The sequence below is a fragment of the Lelliottia sp. GFLA7 genome (assembly GCF_056490165.1).
In genome coordinates this window covers 542,879-560,315 of the sequence record NZ_JBWLAQ010000002.1, presented here as the reverse complement: position 1 = coordinate 560,315, position 17,437 = coordinate 542,879, and the positions used below count along the sequence as shown (strand labels likewise).

Sequence of the window (17,437 nt, the reverse complement as noted above, 5' to 3'; positions counted from 1 at the left end):
ACTTCCGAAGAAGCAAAACCCGCCAGACGGCGGGTTTTCATGAAGGATGTGTCAGGCAATTCTGCACGCATCCGCTTCCCATCGATACCCCACGCCATACACGGCGCGAATAAATGACTGGTCGGCGTCGAGCGCTTCGAGTTTACGCCGCAGGTTTTTGATATGGCTGTCGATGGTACGGTCGGTGACCACGCGATAATCGTCATACAGCTGATTCAACAGCTGTTCGCGGGAGAACACTTTTCCCGGTTCGTGCGACAGCGTTTTTAACAAACGAAATTCCGCCGGCGTCAGATCCAACAATTTGCTGCGCCAGCTGGCCTGAAAGCGGCTTTCGTCGACAATCAGCGGGCTTTCCGCATCCAATACCTGCAGTTCACGCTGCGGCTTGCAGCGGCGCAAAATCGTTTTGACGCGCGCCACCACTTCACGCGGACTGTACGGCTTACAGATGTAATCATCCGCGCCGATTTCCAGCCCCAGCAGGCGATCGATCTCTTCGATTTTGGCAGTCACCATCACAATCGGCACTTCGGAAAAACGGCGGATTTCACGGCATAGCGTCAGACCGTCAGTACCGGGCAGCATCAGATCCAGCAGGATAAGATGGGGCGGCGTCTGGCGCACATACGGCAAAACCTGATCGCCGTGGCTGATAAGCGACGGGGCATAGCCCGCCGCACGCAAATAGTCGATTAACAGTTGCCCAAGCTTAGGCTCGTCCTCCACGATCAAAATGCGTGGCGTGTTTTCGTCAATGGGTAACTCAGTCATGCTTCTCTCGATAAATCCCGTTCCAGCGGTAACTCTACTGTAATGCTAACCCCGCCAAAAGGCGAATGGGCGGCGCGAATTGAGCCGCCGTGCGCTTCAATGATATTCACGCAAATCGCCAGCCCTAAACCGGACCCGCCGCTGGCGCGATTGCGGGAACCTTCGGTGCGATAAAAACGCTCAAACAGTTTTTCCAGCTGCGCGTCTTGCACGCCGGGTGCGGTGTCCGCGAAGGTCAGTGCGAAAGACCGGTCATCCAGCACGCCGGAAATGTGCAACGCGCCGCCGCTGTCGGTGTAGCGCAGGCTGTTTTCGAGCAGATTATTGAACAACTGCATCAGCCTGTCAGGGTCACCAAACACCACGGCGCTATCCGGCAATGACAGGTCGATCTTCAGATTGCGGCTGGCGAAGCGCTCGCGGAACGCGCCGGTAGTGACTTCCAGAATATTGATCACGTCCACCGGTGCTTTTTGATAAGCCAGCGCGCCTTCGTCGGACATCGACAGTTGATGCAGATCGTTCACCAGCTTGGTGAGCGTACCCACTTCCGCTTGCAACGACGTCACCGATTCCGGCGTAAACTGACGCACACCGTCCTGAATCGCCTCCAGCTCGCCGCGCAAAACCGCCAGTGGTGTACGCAGTTCGTGGGAAATATCGGCCATAAAGTCGCGGCGCATCTGCTGGTTTTTCTCCAGCGTGCTGGCGAGCTGGTTAAAATCCTGGGCTAGTTTGCCGATCTCGTCCTGGCTGCGCGTATCCACGCGCGTGGTGAAATCGCCCGCTGCCAGCTTGTGCGTGCCTTCAACCAGTCGTTTCACCGGGGCCAAAAGACCGCGCGCCAGCGGGAACGTCGCCAGCGCGGCAAGCAGCGTGGAAAGGGCGACAATCAGCCAGCTGGTCTGGCGCTGCTGGCGATCAAAGTTGATATCGGTATTGCGTGTCAGTCGTTCGACGGGCGAGGCAATCACCCAGCCAACGGGCGTGCCGTTAAAGGTAATCGAGCGCTTTGTGCCGTCAGGCGGAACCGGCGCGCGCGGGCCAACCAGCACGTGTTTGTCCTGATCGATGACCCAAAACTGGGTGCGCCAGCCGTGCGGCGGCATGCCCGGGCCGGGGCGGTCGTCGTCGTTATCATGCTCAAGGGAGCGCAAAATCTGGAAAACAAAACGGTCGTTATTGCGTAAAAAGCGCCAGTCACCGTGCAGGGCATACTGATCGGCCAGGGCATCGCTCAACCCCTGCAATCGCTGCTCGTTGCCGCGCTTAATGTAGTCAATAAAGCCGCGCTCGAAGCTGATACGCACCGCCCAGTGCATGGTGATCAGCAGGACGATGCAGGTGGCGAAAATGGCCAGAAACAGTTTGCCAGTAATGCCGGGACGCCAGAATTTCATCGTTCACTCCTTTTGCGTCGGCCGATGACGACGTTCTTGCTGGTATCATTCGGAACCCGGGCGAAAATCAACGCGGGCAGGGCGATAATCACCGCCATGCTGAGATAGGTGTACAGGAAAACGTGATGAGCACCGGCGGTGTCGGCGCCCAGATGTTGCTGACCATACATTCCGAGCAACAGCCCCGCGACGGTGACGCCGACGCTCATCGAGAGCTGCATAATCATCGACAGCAGGCTGTTGCCGCTGCTCGCCAGTTCATCGGGTAAATCTTTCAGCGTCAGCGTGTTCATGGACGAGAAGCGCGTCGAGTTAATCATCCCCTGGAAGAACAGCACCAGCGGCAGAACGTAGTACCAGCCCATCAGCGCCACGGCCATAAATACCAGGCTTATCAGTGCCAGACCAAGCGTGCAGACGACCAGCACCCGGCGATAGCCAAAGTAATTCACGACCTGCACCACGATGCGCTTCATCCCCATACTGCCGAGCACCATTGGGATCATCATCAAACCGGCGTGGAACGGCGAAAAGCCCAGCCCAATTTGCAGAAAAACCGGCGTCATAAACGGCAGCATGCCGCTGCCGAGGCGTCCGACGAAGCTGCCAAACAACCCGATCCGATACGTGGTGTTGCGGAAAAGCGCCAGGCTGAACAGCGCGCGGTCATTGTCACGCGCGTGCCATAGATACCAGAGGATGGAAGCGATCCCGATAACGATCAGCAGACACAGCGTGAGCGTGGAGATCCCCAGCCCTTTTTGCCCATCGAGCGCCAGCGTGAGCGTCGCCATTCCCGCAGCCAGCAGCACGAAGCCGAAAATATCAAAGCGCCGCGTCTGCATTTTGTAGTTCGGCATCAACCATAAAGTGGCAATCGCACCGACAATACCGACCGGCAGGTTAATCAGGAATATCCAGTGCCAGGAGGCATACTCGACCAGAATCCCGCCCAGCGCCGGGCCGAGCAACGGGCCGACCTGACCGGGCAAGGTGACGAAGGTCATCGCCGCCATGTACTGCTCGCGTGGGACGATTTTCATCACCGTCAGTCGTCCGACGGGCACCATCATTGCGCCTCCTACGCCCTGTAACACGCGCGACATCACCAGCTCATTCAGCGTATCGGCCTTTGCGCAAAACAACGAGCCGAGGGTAAACAGGACAATGGCGGTGAAAAAGATGTTTCGTACGCCGATTTTGTCCGCCATCCAGCCGCTCGCAGGCAGCATCACGGCCACTGTCAGCACATAGGAGACAATCACCATGTGCATATGCAGCGGGCTTTCCCCGAGGCTTTTCGCCATCGAGGGGAGGGCGGTATTGACGATCGTCGTATCCAGCGACTGCATGAAAAAGCCGAAGGCGACAATCCACAGTTGCCAGCGCACGTTGTTAGGGAGATCGGTCATTTACTCGGTTACCGTCGTTCTGTTTTTACGCGAAAAACGCACTCGCAAGCGGTCGAAGAACAGATACACCACCGGCGTTGTATAAAGCGTCAATAGCTGACTCATCACCAGCCCGCCAACGATAGTGATCCCCAGCGGCTGGCGCAGTTCAGAGCCGTCACCGCTGGAAATGACCAGCGGCAGCGCGCCAAACAAGGCTGCCAGCGTGGTCATCATGATCGGGCGAAAACGCAGAATGCAGGCCTGGAAAATGGCATCATGTGGCGTCATATTTCCGTTGCGCTGCGCGTCGAGGGCGAAATCGACCATCATGATCGCGTTTTTCTTCACGATACCTATTAATAGCATGATCCCGATAAGGGCGATGAGGCTAAAGGGCGCATCGAACAACTCCAGCGCCAGCAACGCACCGACGCCCGCCGATGGCAGAGTCGAAAGGATTGTCAGCGGATGCACGTAGCTTTCATACAAAATGCCCAGCACGATATAGACCGTCGCAATTGCCGCCAGAATCAAAATCACCTGCGAATTCATGGTGTCCTGGAACACCTGTGCGGTACCGGCAAAACTGCCGCGCACGGTAGACGGTACGCCAAGCTGCGTCATGGTGCGGTTAATCGCGTCGCTGGCTTCGGATAACGACGAGCCGGTCGGCAGGTTAAAGGAAATCGTCGAAGCGGCAGACAGCCCCTGATGGTTCACCGACAGCGGCGCATTAGCCGGTTGCCAGCTGGCAAAATAGGACAGCGGGATCGATTTGCCGTCGTTGTTAATGACGTACATTTTATCCAGCGCGCTGATATCCTGGGTGTAGCGCGGATCGACTTCCATCACCACTTTGTACTGGTTCATCGGCTGATAAATAGTGGATATCTGCCGCTGACCAAATGCGTTATTCAGCAGGCTATTGGCAGCTGCAACGTCAATCCCTAACCGCGACATGGTTTCGCGGTCGTAGGTCAGGTTCATCTCCGCGCCGTTGTCCTGTTGGTCGGAGTTCACGTCTGCCAGCTCCGGCAGTGCCGCCAGCGCTTTACGGATTTTGGGCTCCCATTCACGCAGCGCCGCCAGGTCGTCGGACAGCAGCGTGTACTGATAGCTCGCATTCGACTGACGTCCACCGACGCGGATATCCTGAACGGCCATCAAAAACAGGTTTGCGCCCGGCTCTTTTGCCAGTTTGCCACGCAGGCGGTCGATCACCTGCTGGGCGGTTTCGTTGCGCTCCCTGCGCGCCTTCAGGGTAATAAACATCATTCCGCTGTTCACCCGCGAGCCGCCGGTAAAACCGGTGACGTTATCCACGGCAGGATCTTCGCGAATAATCTTCATGAAATCCTGCAGCTTCACGCGCATCGCCTGGAACGAAATGCTCTGGTCCGCCTGAATACCGCCCATCAGCACGCCGGTGTCCTGCTCCGGGAAGAACGTTTTGGGGATGGTGATGTACATCCAGACGTTCAGCGCAATGGTTCCCACCAGCACCAGCCCAACAATCCGCGTATGGTTCAGCACCCATTTCAGCGATTTGCCGTAGCCTTCCTGCATCGCCACCAGCACGCGGCCAAAGCCTTTATTGCGCGGCTGTGAATGCGGCTTGCTGCGTTTGAGCATCCAGCCGCACATCATCGGTGTGAGGGTCAGCGAAATCACCAGTGAAATGCCAATCGCCACCGAGAGCGTAACGGCAAATTCGCGTAATAATCGCCCCGGTAATCCGCCCATCAGCAGCAGCGGCAGGAAAACTGCCACCAGCGATACGCTCATGGAGAGCACCGTAAAGCCGACTTCGCGTGTGCCCTGCAATGACGCTTGCAGCGGTTTCATACCCGCTTCCAGATGGCGAGAAATGTTTTCCAGCACCACGATGGCGTCATCGACGACAAATCCGGTGGCGATGGTCAGCGCCATCAGCGACAGATTATTGAGGCTGAAATCGCACAGGTACATGGCGGCGAACGTGCCGATCAGCGAGACCGGCACCGCCACGGCAGGGATCAGCGTAGCACGTCCCGAACGCAGGAACAGGAACACCACTAGGATCACCAGCGCAATCGAAATCACCAGCGTCTGTTCGACTTCTTCCAGCGAGGCGCGAATCGTCGGCGAACGATCCTGCGCGATTTGCAGATCAATAGCCGCCGGAATCGTCTCCTGGAGTTCCGGCAGTCGGGCACGAATGCTATTCACCGTCTGGATTATATTGGCTTCCGGCAGCTTGCGGATCATCAGCAAAATGGCCGGTTTGGCGTTGGTCATCCCGGCGTTACGCACGTCCTGGACGGAATCGGTGACGCTCGCCACATCGCTCAAACGCACCGCTGCACCATTGTTGTAGTGAATAATCAGCGGCTGATATTCGGCGGCGGTTTTGAGTTCGTCGTTAGTCTGGATTTGCCAGCGATGGCTGCTGTCCTCAATCGCCCCCTGCGGTTTGCGCACGTTGGCATTGCTGATGGCGCTGCGCACATCGTCCAGCGACACGCCCTGATTAAACAGCGCTTCCGGATTTAACCCCACACGCACGGCAGGCAAGGAACTGCCGCCAACGTCTACGTCGCCCACGCCGTCAATCTGGGCGATCGTCTGCGCCAACTGGGTGGAGGCGAAATCGTACAATTCACCCTGCGAATAGGTGTCCGAGGTGAGCGTCAAAATCATGATCGGCGCATCGGACGGGTTCGCTTTGCGATAGGTTGGACGGCTCGGCATTCCGCTCGGCAACAGGCTTTGCGCGGCATTGATTGCTGCCTGCACGTCGCGCGCCGCGCCGTTGATATCGCGATTAAAATTGAATTCCAGAATAATACGTGTGCTGCCCAGCGAACTGCTGGAGGTCATTTCGTTGACCCCGGCAATGCGCCCAAGCGAGCGCTCCAGCGGTGTAGCAACCGAGGACGCCATGGTTTCTGGCGAGGCGCCTGGCAGCGAAGCGCTGATCATGATGACCGGGAAATCCACCTGCGGCAGCGGCGCTACCGGCAGAAGGCGGAAGCCGAGCACGCCGCACAGCGTGATGGCGACCGCAATCAAAATCGTCGCGACCGGGCGGTAAATGAAGAGGGCGAAAAACTTCACTTACGCCTCCTCTTCACGTTTCGGGAAACGGGCTTTCATCTTCAGCGCCAGGGTGTCAAACAGCAGATAAATCACCGGCGTTGTGAACAACGTCAATACCTGGCTCACCAGCAGACCGCCCACCATGCCAATCCCTAACGGACGGCGCAACTCCGCGCCGACGCCGGTACTGAGCATCAGCGGCAGCGCACCCAGCAGCGCCGCCATGGTGGTCATCAGGATCGGACGAAAACGCAGCAGGCAGGCCTGGAAAATCGCGTCGCGCGGTGCCATGCCCTGTTCGCGTTCGGCGGCGAGCGCAAAGTCGATCATCATGATGGCGTTTTTCTTGACGATACCGATCAGCAAAATGATGCCGATAATGGCGATCACGTCCAGCTCGCTGCCGGAAAGCATCAGCGCCAGCAGCGCACCAACGCCTGCGGTCGGCAGGGTCGACAGGATCGTCACCGGATGGATAAAGCTTTCATACAGCACGCCCAGCACGATATACATCGCCACCACGGCGGCGACAATCAGCCAGATGGTGTTGCCGAGCGCGGCCTGGAACGCCAGCGTGCTGCCCTGGAACTGAGTCTGAATATCCGTCGGGAAGTTGAGCGTTTTTTCTGCGTTCAGAATCGACTCAACCGCTTCGCCGAGCGAATAGTTATCCGGGACGTTGAACGAAATGGTGGTCGACGGGAACTGATCCAGATGGTTAATCGACAGCGGCGCAAACCGCTGTTCAACCGTCGCAATAGCGCTCAACGGCACAATGCCGCCGTCTTTGCTGGTGAGGCGCACCGTATCCAGCGCCGTAAGCCCTGGCGTTTGCTCGGTGTTGTGCTCCAGCACCACGCGATACTGGTTGGCCTGGGTGTAAATCGTGGAGATCAGCCGCTGACCAAAGGCGTTATACAGCGCGTTATCGACATCGGCCATGCTGATACCCAGACGGCTGGCGGTGTCGCGGTTGACGTTCACGTATGCCGCCAGCCCTTTATCCTGCCAGTCGCTGCTCACGTCTGAAAGTTGCGGCAGTTCCTGGAGTTTAGTGACAAGTTGTGGAACCCAGGTGCTGAGCGCCTCCAGGCTGGTGGCCTGAAGCGTAAATTGATATTGGGTGCGGCTCACCGTGGTATCGATGGTGAGATCCTGCGTCGGTTGCAGGTATAGCTCAACGCCCGGCACTTTGGCCACTGCGCTTTGCAGGCGCTCAATCACGGTATTGACGCGGTCATCACGATCATCCAGGGACTTTAGGTTGATCTGCAAGCGTGCGCTGTTCAGCGACGGGTTAGTGCCGTCGACGCCAACAAACGAGGTCAAACTTTCGACCGCCGGATCTTTCATGATAACGTCCGACACCGCCTGCTGACGCTGCGCCATGCTGGCAAAGGAGACCGACTGCGGTGCCTGCAGCGTGCCCTGGATAATGCCGTTATCCTGAATCGGGAAGAAGCCTTTAGGGATAACAATCCACAGCATCACGCTTAACGCCAGCGTCCCGAGCGCTACGCTTAGCGTTGCCCACGGATGGTTGAGCACTTTTTCCAGCATGCGTCCGTACGCGGCAATAATGCGTTCAAACATGCGCTCAGACGCGCGCGAAAAGCGGTTTTGCTTGCGCAGCGATTCGGCGCTCAGCATGCGGGCGCACATCATTGGCGTCAGCGTCAGCGACACCACGGCGGAGATCAAAATTGCTACCGCCAGCGTCACCGCAAATTCGCGGAACAGCCGACCCACAATATCGCCCATAAACAGCAGCGGGATCAGCACCGCAATCAGCGAGAAGGTCAGGGAGATAATGGTAAAGCCGATTTCGCCCGCGCCCTTGAGCGCGGCTGCCAGCGGCTTTTCGCCTTTTTCGATATAGCGCGAGATATTTTCGATGACCACGATGGCGTCATCGACCACAAATCCGGTGGCGATGGTCAGCGCCATCAGCGTCAGGTTATTGATTGAGAAATCGAGGAACACCATCACCGCGAAGGTGCCGACGAGCGACAGCGGCACGGCGACAGCGGGAATAATGGTTGCCGGGACGTTGCGCAAGAACACATAGATGATCATGACCACCAGCGCCATCGCCAGCATCAGCTCAAACTGCGTGTCGCTGACGGAGGCGCGAATGTTGGTGGTGCGATCGGAAAGCACTTTTACGTTTACGGATTTTGGCAGGCTTTCAATCAGCTGCGGGAGCATTGCGCGGATGCTGTCGGCGGTGTCGATAATGTTCGCGCCAGGCTGGCGCTGAACGTTCATCACGATCGCTTGCTCTTTATTAGCCCATGCGCCGAGCCAGCGGTTTTCAGCCCCTTGTTCAACGGTGGCGACATCACCCAGGCGAATCGGTGCGCCGTTCTGGTAAGCCACAATCAGCTGGCGATATTCATCGGCGGACTGCATCTGATCGTTCGCAGAGAGCGTGACCGCGCGGGTCGGGCCATCCAGCGAGCCTTTCGCCGAGTTGACGTTGGCGCTGACGATCGCTGTGCGGATGGTTTCGCTGGTCAGCCCTAGCGCTGCAATCGCCTGCGCGTTGAGTTTGACGCGCACGGCTGGACGCTGTCCGCCGGAGAGCGTCACCAGCCCGACACCGGACACCTGAGAAATCTTCTGCGCCACGCGCGTTTCGACCATATCTTCCACCTGCGTCATTGGCATGGCGGAGGAGGTGACGGCGAGCGTCATGATCGGCGGATCGGCGGGATTCACTTTGCTGTAAACCGGCGGATTGGGCAGGTCAGACGGCAACAGATTGGTGGCGGCGTTGATCGCGGCCTGTACCTCTTGCTCGGCGACGTCGAGCGGGAGCGTCAGCTGGAACTGCAGCGTGACCACAGACGCGCCGCCAGAGCTTTGCGAGGACATCTGTTTTAAGCCGGACATCTGCCCAAACTGGCGCTCAAGGGGCGCGGTAATGGCGGAGGTCACCACGTCCGGGCTGGCGCCAGGATAGAGGGTGATCACCTGAATCGTTGGGTAATCGACTTCGGGCAGGGCAGAGACCGGCAGGAAACGGTAGCCGATAATCCCCGCGATCAGGATCGCCACCATCAACAGCGTGGTGGCGACGGGGCGCATAATAAACAGGCGTGACGGCCCACCTGTCGAACTGGGTGGTAACACCTGCATCAGGAGTTCGCTCCCTGTTTGGCGTATTCGCGACTCGCGGGTTTTTCGCTTGCCGTGGTGGCGCTGTGCGCGTCCACCACTTCCACTTTCGCGCCTTCCGTCAGACGATCGATCCCGTCAGTCACCACGCGGTCGCCTGCGGAGAGACCGGCGCTGATCACCACCGTCTGGCTGTCCTGAATACCCGGTTTCACGAGGTGTTTGCTGACTTTATTGTCGCTGTTCAGCACCCAGACAAAATTGCCTTCGTTACCCATTTGCAGCGCCGCCGTTGGGATCACCACTGCGTTTTCTTCCGTAGCGACCAGCATGCGGGCGTTGACGAACTGGTTAGGGAACAGGGCGTCATCCTGATTGTTAAAGCGTGCTTTTACCTTGATGGTGCCCGTCGTTGCATCAATCTGGTTATCCAGACTTAGCAGCGTACCATCACTCAATTTTGCTTTGTTAGTGCGATCCCAGGCTTCGACCGCCAGCGGTTGGCCTGTTTTCTGGGCCTGAACGACGGTCGAGATTTCGTTTTCGGGCAGCGTAAAGACTAAATCGATCGGATGAGTTTGGGTGATGACCACGATACCCGTGGTATCACCGCTTGAAATCTGATTGCCGATATCCACCTGTTTGAGGCCGACGCGCCCGTCAATCGGGGCGGTGATTCGGCTCCAGTCGAGCTGCAACTGCGCGCTGGCGACAGCGGCCTCGTCCGTTTTAATCGTGCCCTGGGCTTCGCTGACCAGTGATTGTTGGGTATCGAGTTCCTGACGAGACACCAGATTGGTTTTCACCAACTGCTGATAACGGGCTAAATCGCGGCGGGCGTTAGCCAGCGTGGCTTTGTCTTTTGCGAGCTGTCCCTGCGCCTGAGCCAGCGCCACTTTGAATTGGCTCGGATCGATTTCGGCCAGCAAATCGCCCGCTTTCACCTGTTGGCCTTCCTGGAAGTGAATCGCCATCAGTTGACCGTCAACGCGGCTGCGCACGGTGACCGTGTTGGCCGCGGTGACCGTACCGAGTCCGGTAAGATACCGAGGAACCGACTTGCTGACGGCCGTGGCAGCCTGCACCGGTGCAAGTGCGCCACCGCGCATGCCGTGACGGCCACCTCCAGCGGGACGCTGTTGCTGCGTTGTCGCCTCATTCGACGAGGAGTGACTGTGCCAGTACCAGGCGGCGGCAAGCGCTACCACAATGATACCTGCGGCGATTGCCCAGCGAGATGTGTTACTGCCTTTCATCGTTATACGTTCTCATCCTGAATACTTCGGGGAATGATACTAGTTTAGACACGTAACGCCGCGGAAAAATGGAGGAAATATGAAGGACTGTCTGGAATTGTCTGAATGAAGGCAGGTGTACCTGGACGGTCCGATGCCTATATTCTGGCTATGCCTGTCAGATTTGATGAAGCCTTAAAAATGAAAACCTGCATGACTGGCTCCCTCTCTCTTGAGGGAGAGGGCTGGGGTGAGGGGGAATATGCGGCTCTGTTGTTCGTTCCGTTCACTTCATGATTTCTGCTCATCTGAACAGTTGCACTTGTGAACGAGCCAGGGTGGCTCAATCGCCACCACCCTGGCGACCCCGGCTCCCGGCAAGAAAATCGCCGCTACGCGGTGCCCTCGATTTATTTCCTTTGGCTTCGGGTCGGGCGCGATGCAGCGTCCCTGCAAGTCGCGCCCTCTCGGCGCATCCATGCGCCTCGCCCCGGCCATAGGGAAACATCTCGGCGATTTACAGCCGGACTAAGGCCACGCTTCGAAACTCTCGAATTCCTTTACTATTCAATAGCTTCTGGTTTCACTCACTCTCAAAAGAAGGTGAGAGGGTGACGCAATCCGGCAACTGTTAACTAAACATCACTTTCGCCCATCGGGCCAGCCCTGCGGTTACCGAGCCAAAATCATCGCCGCCAGCAATAGGAATGCCCGGCAGCTGTTCCGCCAGCGCTTTTTTGATCAGCGGTGAACGGGCGCTACCGCCGGTCAGATAGATAACGTCGGGCTTCTCGTTGCCGTTTTCCAGCGCCAGCTGCACCTGTTCCAGAATGCGTTGCAGCGGTTGAGACAGCGCGGTTTCAAGCCCATGCTGCGAAATCGCAGTGGCCAGTTCATCACTGATAAACGGCAGCGTGACGGCGTGTTCTGCTGCGTCAGAAAGTGCAATTTTGCTCTCTTCGGCGCTACGCACCACGCGATAGCTCAGACGCTGACGCCAGACTTTATGCAGTAACGCCACTTTCTCACCGTCCTGTGCGTCGCGCATCAGATCGTTCAGAAAACGGCCGTTGGCGGTGCTGTAGAAATCACTCTGCGCCGGGACGTCGTTAATCGCGACGGCGTTCCACCACGGGAGAATAGGCAGCGCGGTGCCTTTTTCGGTCTGTCCGCCCATGCCGAGCAGCGGCATCAGGCTTTTAAATGCCAGCGCGATATCCAGATCGTTACCGCCCACGCGGCAACCACTGTGGCCTAACAGGCTGTTTTCGCGATCGCGGCGCGTGTGCCATTCAGGGCCCATCAGCAGCAAGGAACAGTCGGTGGTTCCGCCGCCGATATCGACGACCAGCACGCGTTTTTCTTCACGCAGCGTGGCTTCAAAATCTAGACCGGCAGCCACCGGCTCATACTGGAATACGACGTCACGGAAACCCGCACGGTGCGCAGCACGCTCAAGAATACCCTGCGCCTGATGGTTAGCGTCATCGCCGCCCAGGCCCTGGAAGTTGATTGGGCGTCCGATCACCGCCTGGGTGATCGTTTCCGTCACCTGCGTTTGCGCCTGGTGACGGATGTGCAGCATCATGGCGCAGACCAGATCTTCAAACAGGGCGACCTGCTGCGGCTTGAGTCCGCTGGCACCGAGAAAGGATTTTGGCGATTTGACGAAGTAAACTTCTTCGGGATCTTCGATGTACTGGCCCAATGAGGCTAATCCGAACTGGACGCTCGACGGCGTCACATCAATATCTTCTTCGCGGTTAAAATTCACGGCACGACGCAGCAGCGCCTGTGTTTCCGTCGCGGTGGCGGGAACCTGATGATGGCGATACAGCCATTCGCTCACCGCCTCACGCGTCGGTGCGCACAGCATCGACGGCAGCAGGGTGCTCTCTTTTTCCATTTTCAGCAGACGTGGCTGATCGTTGTCCATCACTGCCACTGAGCAGTTTGCCGTACCGTAGTCAAATCCAATAAACACTGACGAAGTCCCCATGCCGTTGAGAAGGGGCGAGACTTTAGCGAAATGTCACGCTCGCGACAACTGGAATATGAAAGCAAGGCAGCGCACAGAAAGACGGTTTATGCTGAGGAGCAGATGAAAAGGAGCAGCGATGTATACCCTGAAATGGCAACCGCCTTATGACTGGCAATGGATGTTTGGATTTCTGAGTGCGCGTGCGGTGGTGGGCATCGAAACCGTCACTGACGCCTATTACGCACGGAGTTTCGCGTATGACGGGCATCAGGGGGTGTTTCGCGTCACGCCTGATGTGGGCAGTTGCACGTTACGCGTCACCCTCAGCGAAGGGTTAATTCCCGTTGCGCAGGTCTGTCTTGAGCGCATTGAGCGCCTGTTCGATCTTAGCTGTGACCCGCAGGAGATAGCCGCGACGTTAGGCGACCTGGGGGCGGCTCGGCCTGGATTGCGTTTACCTGGGTCAATGGATGCCTTTGAACAGGGCGTGCGGGCGATTCTCGGACAACTGGTGAGCGTAGCGATGGCGGCAAAACTGGCGTCTCGGGTGGTGGCGTTGTGCGGCGAACCGCTGAAGGATTTTCCTGAATACCGTTGTTTCCCGACGGCTGCGGCACTTGCAGGCACCGATCCGTTGGCGCTCAAGGCGCTGGGAATGCCCGTTAAACGCGCAGAGTCGCTGATTCATCTGGCGCAATCGGTCGTGGAGGGGACGTTTCCGCTGCGACCGCCGGAGGATATTGACGCGGGAATAAAAGCGCTGCAAACCCGTCCGGGGATAGGGCGCTGGACGGCGAATTATCTGGCGTTGCGCGGTTGGCAGGCGAAAGACGTATTTTTACCGGATGATTATCTGATTAAGCAGCGTTTTGCCGGTATGACCCCGGCGCAAATTCGCCGTTATGCCCAGCGCTGGCAGCCGTGGCGTTCCTATGCTTTGCTGCATATCTGGTACACCGACGGCTGGACACCAGACTTGCAACCGCCTGATGAGTAAGGATTTCGGACTAATTGATCGCGAAATAGCTGGTATTAAGCAGCAGCTCTAGCGGCTGCGGCTCGGCAATGCAGTCGCCGTAGATATAATCGATACCAATTCCGGAAAGCGTATCCATCATCAACGGCTGGTTACTTGGCCCGGCGATGGTTTTCATGCCGAGTCGTTGGGCGTGGCCCTGAATGATAGAAACCATCATTTCGTCCATCAGGTTACCGTGAACGTTGGTGACCAGTTCAGGATCCAGCAACAGATAATCAGCCATGTGCGGAGTGAGATGATTAAACACATCCATGTTGCGCCCGACGTGACACAGCACGATTCGGCATCCCGCCAGACGGAGTTTTTGTAAGCCATTCTGAATGTGAACGTCCTGGTTTTGCAGGGTTTCAACCGGGATAACCAGATGCAGCAAGCGCCCCTGCAGAGGACTTTTTTCCAGTAAGTCGAGCAGTTCGCTCACCAGCGTCGTGCTGGACAGCCCTTCAGCCGAGAGCGGCAGCGCCACACCCATTCCCTTGGTAGCGACTTGTGTGGCGAAAGTGCGGAAAAATGTCTGGAAGATGCGGCGATCCAACGCATGTAACAGATCCGGCTCCATCAGACCTGAACGGAACGCCTGTTCTTCGACAACGTCACCCTGGCTGGTCCACAGTCGCAGGGAGATGAGCCAGAAGTTACTGCTTTCCGGGATGCGCGGAGAGGCTACGCTACGGCCCGTCATCAGCAACTGATTGTCTTTGATCATATGCCACTGCTCATCCAGCGACATCATGCCCCGCGCGCTGTGAATACGTTCCTGCTGCGGTTCGTACACCGTCACCACGCCACGGCCATTATTCTTGGACGCGTAGCAGGCGATGTCGGCCTGAGACATCACTTCCGCAACCTGATAGTTGCTGTCATCAAGCAGCGTAATCCCGGCGCTGGCACCGATGCGATGCAGACGACCTTCCCACATAAACTGGTAATCGTTGATAGCGTGAATGATACGCCCGGCAATGTAGCGCGAACTTTCCACGTTGCAGTCCGGAAGCAGCAGACCAAATTCATCGCCACCCAGACGGGCTAACACGTCGCTGGAGCGCAGCATGCTGAGCATCAGCGACGAGAGCTCGCGCAGCAGCGCATCACCTGCGGCGTGTCCTGCGGTATCGTTCACCGCTTTGAAGCGATCGAGATCGATAAACACCAGCGCGTGGCGTTGATGCGTGTCATGCACGGTTTGCAGAAGACGCTTTAAATGGCTTTCAAAACTGACGCGGTTAGCGAGGTGAGTGAGGCCGTCATGCGAGGCGCTGTAGCTGAGCTGGCGCAGCATTTTACGTGACTCGGTGACATCCTGAATGACCAGAACGGAACCGATGTTTTGTCCGTCCAGCGTGCTTAATGGGGTGATACTGTAATGAATATCGAACGTGCCGCCGGTGCGACTGTGCAGCACGACATCCTGATTAATGTCGGAACGTGACATATCGCCGCTGTGAATGTTTTCCATCGGCGGACCGTTTTCGCTGAACGTAATGTGTAACACGCTCAAAATCGGCTGACCCATCGCTTCTTGCTGCGTCCAGCCGCTCATTTTCTCGGCAACGGGGTTCATAAAGGTGACGTGCATATCGACATCAGTACAGAGTACCGCTTCACCGATGGAGTCGAGCGTGATGTGCAGACGCTCTTTTTCCTGGAACAATGCTTCGTTAAGTTCCTTAACTTCGGTCATGTCCATATTAATGCCGAGCAGCCGTTCGACTTCGCCTTGCTTGTTCAGCACCCGATTCGCAAGGGAACGGATATGACGCACGCCTTCTTTCACGCGGATGCGGAACTCAAGCTTAAAGGGCACTCGGGCCATCAGCGAATCGCGAATAACCTGCTCGGCGTACGCGCGATCTTCGGGAATAATACTATCGTTCCAGAGCTGCCAGGTCGGCTTGATGTGCGCCGGGATTTCGTACATCTCGAACATGCGTTTGTCCCAACTGATAACGTCAGGCTGCAGGTCCCATTCCCAGATACCAATGCCGCCCGCTTCGTTCGCCAGCGTAATACGCTCCATCAGGCGCTTATTCACCCATTCGGTGTGTTTGAGGTCATTAATGTCTTCGATTTGCGCAATAAAATAGAGTGGTGACCCGTCCGTATGACGCACAACCGAGACGGTCAGCAGCGCCCATACGACTTCGCCGTTACGGGTGTAATAGCGCTTCTCCAGCGAGTAGCTATTAATGTCACCGCGCGCCAGTTGCTCCAGGCTCTCAAGATCGGTATGTAAATCTTCAGGCCAGGTCAGTTGCTGAAACGTGAGGGACTGCAGTTCGGTCTGGGAATAGCCAAGAAACTCACAAAGGGCTTTGTTGGTCTGCAGCCACTGGCCATCAATCCCGACCAGCGCCATGCCAATCGCCGAATATTCCATGGCATTGCGAAAACGTTCTTCGCTTTCGGTGATGTGCTTACGTTCGGCACGAAAGGCGTACATCACCATGGTCATGACGTTCGCGGGAAGCAGCATCATCAGGAACGGCAACCACGGTGCGTTAAGCATGACACCGCTATTTTGAGTGGTCATGGGGGTGGGATTGGTCGCCATCATCAGTGACACCATCATTACCGTGACCAGAAAAACAAGGAACGCTTCGAGCCGCGGGAGGCGTACGGCACTCCACATCAGCAATACGATGACGCAGGTAAACGGCCACGGAAGGAATGTAATCGCAACCCAACACAGCACCAGCGTGACCGCCATGGTGACGAGCGTTTCAAGCAGCAGTTTTGGGTTGCGATGGCGCAGTAAATAGTGCGGTTTGAAAAGCAGTCCTAGCGGGACAAGCGCCAGCGCACCAATAGATTCCGATAATACCCACACCAGAAAGTTACGCAGTGGCTCCTCGCTGGGAACTAAAAGCCAGGCCAGCACACCCCCCAGCAACGGCGGGATCGCGGCGCTGCCGATCGCCAGACGTATCCAGTCGCCAAGATTTTTTAAGGGGTTATACCAGGGCAACATTTTACGCAGCAGCAACGCGCCCACAAATGCTTCGATAGCATTTATCGTGGGGTACAAGACGTTAAGCGAATCCCAGCTGAACAATAATCCTGTAGCGAGAATATTCCCCAGGGAACAGGCGAGGGCAATACCCGGCCACATTTTTCCGGCATGGCGGTAAAACGCGACCATCATGATTGAGGTCGGGAACCACAACGGTGCCAGCAACGTTCCGAATCGAGTCAGTTCGAGCGAGAAAAGGGTAAATATGAACGTTACCAGACCAAGACTGACAAGCCGTAGGACTGGATGTGGGGTAGTAACCAAAACGCGCTGGTATTGTTTATTCATTACCGCTTTATCCAGGGACGCCATGCCGCCAGGAACTAGGTCCGGACGAGTTGAAATTTGAATTTGGATTATGCTAGTACAAACAATTTACAATTCATATGCCGACTGCTCATAATTT

General features: G+C 56.9%; 9 protein-coding genes. 1 reads left to right on the top strand and 8 read right to left on the bottom strand.

Going from position 1 to position 17,437, the window contains the following annotated elements:
- Nucleotides 1-51: 51 nt before the first annotated feature.
- From baeR to yegD, 7 genes are all read right to left on the bottom strand, one after another.
- Nucleotides 52-774 carry an envelope stress response regulator BaeR gene (gene baeR / locus AC07RN_RS08185; RefSeq protein WP_059179522.1) on the bottom strand — a complete coding sequence of 241 codons (723 nt, stop codon included), beginning with the start codon at nt 772-774 and terminating at the stop codon, nt 52-54.
- Complete coding sequence (gene baeS, locus AC07RN_RS08180; RefSeq protein WP_478336078.1) at nt 771-2,174, bottom strand: envelope stress sensor histidine kinase BaeS; 1,404 nt, start codon at nt 2,172-2,174, stop codon at nt 771-773. Before baeS ends, baeR begins: the two co-directional genes overlap by 4 nt.
- Nucleotides 2,171-3,586 carry an MFS transporter gene (mdtD, locus tag AC07RN_RS08175; RefSeq protein ID WP_449545852.1) on the bottom strand — a complete coding sequence of 472 codons (1,416 nt, stop codon included), beginning with the start codon at nt 3,584-3,586 and terminating at the stop codon, nt 2,171-2,173. The genes baeS and mdtD overlap by 4 nt, the downstream gene beginning before the upstream one ends.
- Nucleotides 3,587-6,664: a multidrug efflux RND transporter permease subunit MdtC gene (gene mdtC / locus AC07RN_RS08170; RefSeq protein ID WP_478336077.1), complete on the bottom strand. Its 3,078-nt coding sequence runs from the start codon at nt 6,662-6,664 to the stop codon at nt 3,587-3,589.
- Entirely contained in the window at nt 6,665-9,787 is a 3,123-nt protein-coding gene (locus AC07RN_RS08165; RefSeq protein ID WP_478336076.1) for an MdtB/MuxB family multidrug efflux RND transporter permease subunit, read from the bottom strand.
- Entirely contained in the window at nt 9,787-11,022 is a 1,236-nt protein-coding gene (locus AC07RN_RS08160) for an MdtA/MuxA family multidrug efflux RND transporter periplasmic adaptor subunit (RefSeq protein WP_478336075.1), read from the bottom strand. Before AC07RN_RS08160 ends, AC07RN_RS08165 begins: the two co-directional genes overlap by 1 nt.
- A gap of 610 nt (nt 11,023-11,632) precedes the next feature.
- Nucleotides 11,633-12,985 carry a molecular chaperone gene (gene yegD / locus AC07RN_RS08155; protein ID WP_015959682.1) on the bottom strand — a complete coding sequence of 451 codons (1,353 nt, stop codon included), beginning with the start codon at nt 12,983-12,985 and terminating at the stop codon, nt 11,633-11,635.
- 133 nt (nt 12,986-13,118) lie between these two features.
- Between yegD and alkA the strand changes: the two genes are divergently transcribed.
- Entirely contained in the window at nt 13,119-13,979 is an 861-nt protein-coding gene (alkA, locus tag AC07RN_RS08150; RefSeq protein ID WP_478336074.1) for a DNA-3-methyladenine glycosylase 2, read from the top strand.
- A 10-nt stretch (nt 13,980-13,989) separates the two neighbouring features.
- Here the strand turns inward: alkA and AC07RN_RS08145 are convergent, their stop codons facing one another.
- Complete coding sequence (locus AC07RN_RS08145) at nt 13,990-17,319, bottom strand: diguanylate cyclase (RefSeq protein WP_478336073.1); 3,330 nt, start codon at nt 17,317-17,319, stop codon at nt 13,990-13,992.
- Nucleotides 17,320-17,437 lie beyond the last annotated feature (118 nt).

What these genes read in the sequence shown, in the direction of transcription:
- baeR (WP_059179522.1), bottom strand. Translation starts at nt 774, where the DNA reads ATGACTGAGTTACCCATTGACGAAAACACGCCACGCATTTTGATCGTG.
- AC07RN_RS08145 (WP_478336073.1), bottom strand. Translation starts at nt 17,319, where the DNA reads ATGAATAAACAATACCAGCGCGTTTTGGTTACTACCCCACATCCAGTC.
- alkA (WP_478336074.1), top strand. Translation starts at nt 13,119, where the DNA reads ATGTATACCCTGAAATGGCAACCGCCTTATGACTGGCAATGGATGTTT.
- AC07RN_RS08160 (WP_478336075.1), bottom strand. Translation starts at nt 11,022, where the DNA reads ATGAAAGGCAGTAACACATCTCGCTGGGCAATCGCCGCAGGTATCATT.
- baeS (WP_478336078.1), bottom strand. Translation starts at nt 2,174, where the DNA reads ATGAAATTCTGGCGTCCCGGCATTACTGGCAAACTGTTTCTGGCCATT.
- mdtD (WP_449545852.1), bottom strand. Translation starts at nt 3,586, where the DNA reads ATGACCGATCTCCCTAACAACGTGCGCTGGCAACTGTGGATTGTCGCC.
- AC07RN_RS08165 (WP_478336076.1), bottom strand. Translation starts at nt 9,787, where the DNA reads ATGCAGGTGTTACCACCCAGTTCGACAGGTGGGCCGTCACGCCTGTTT.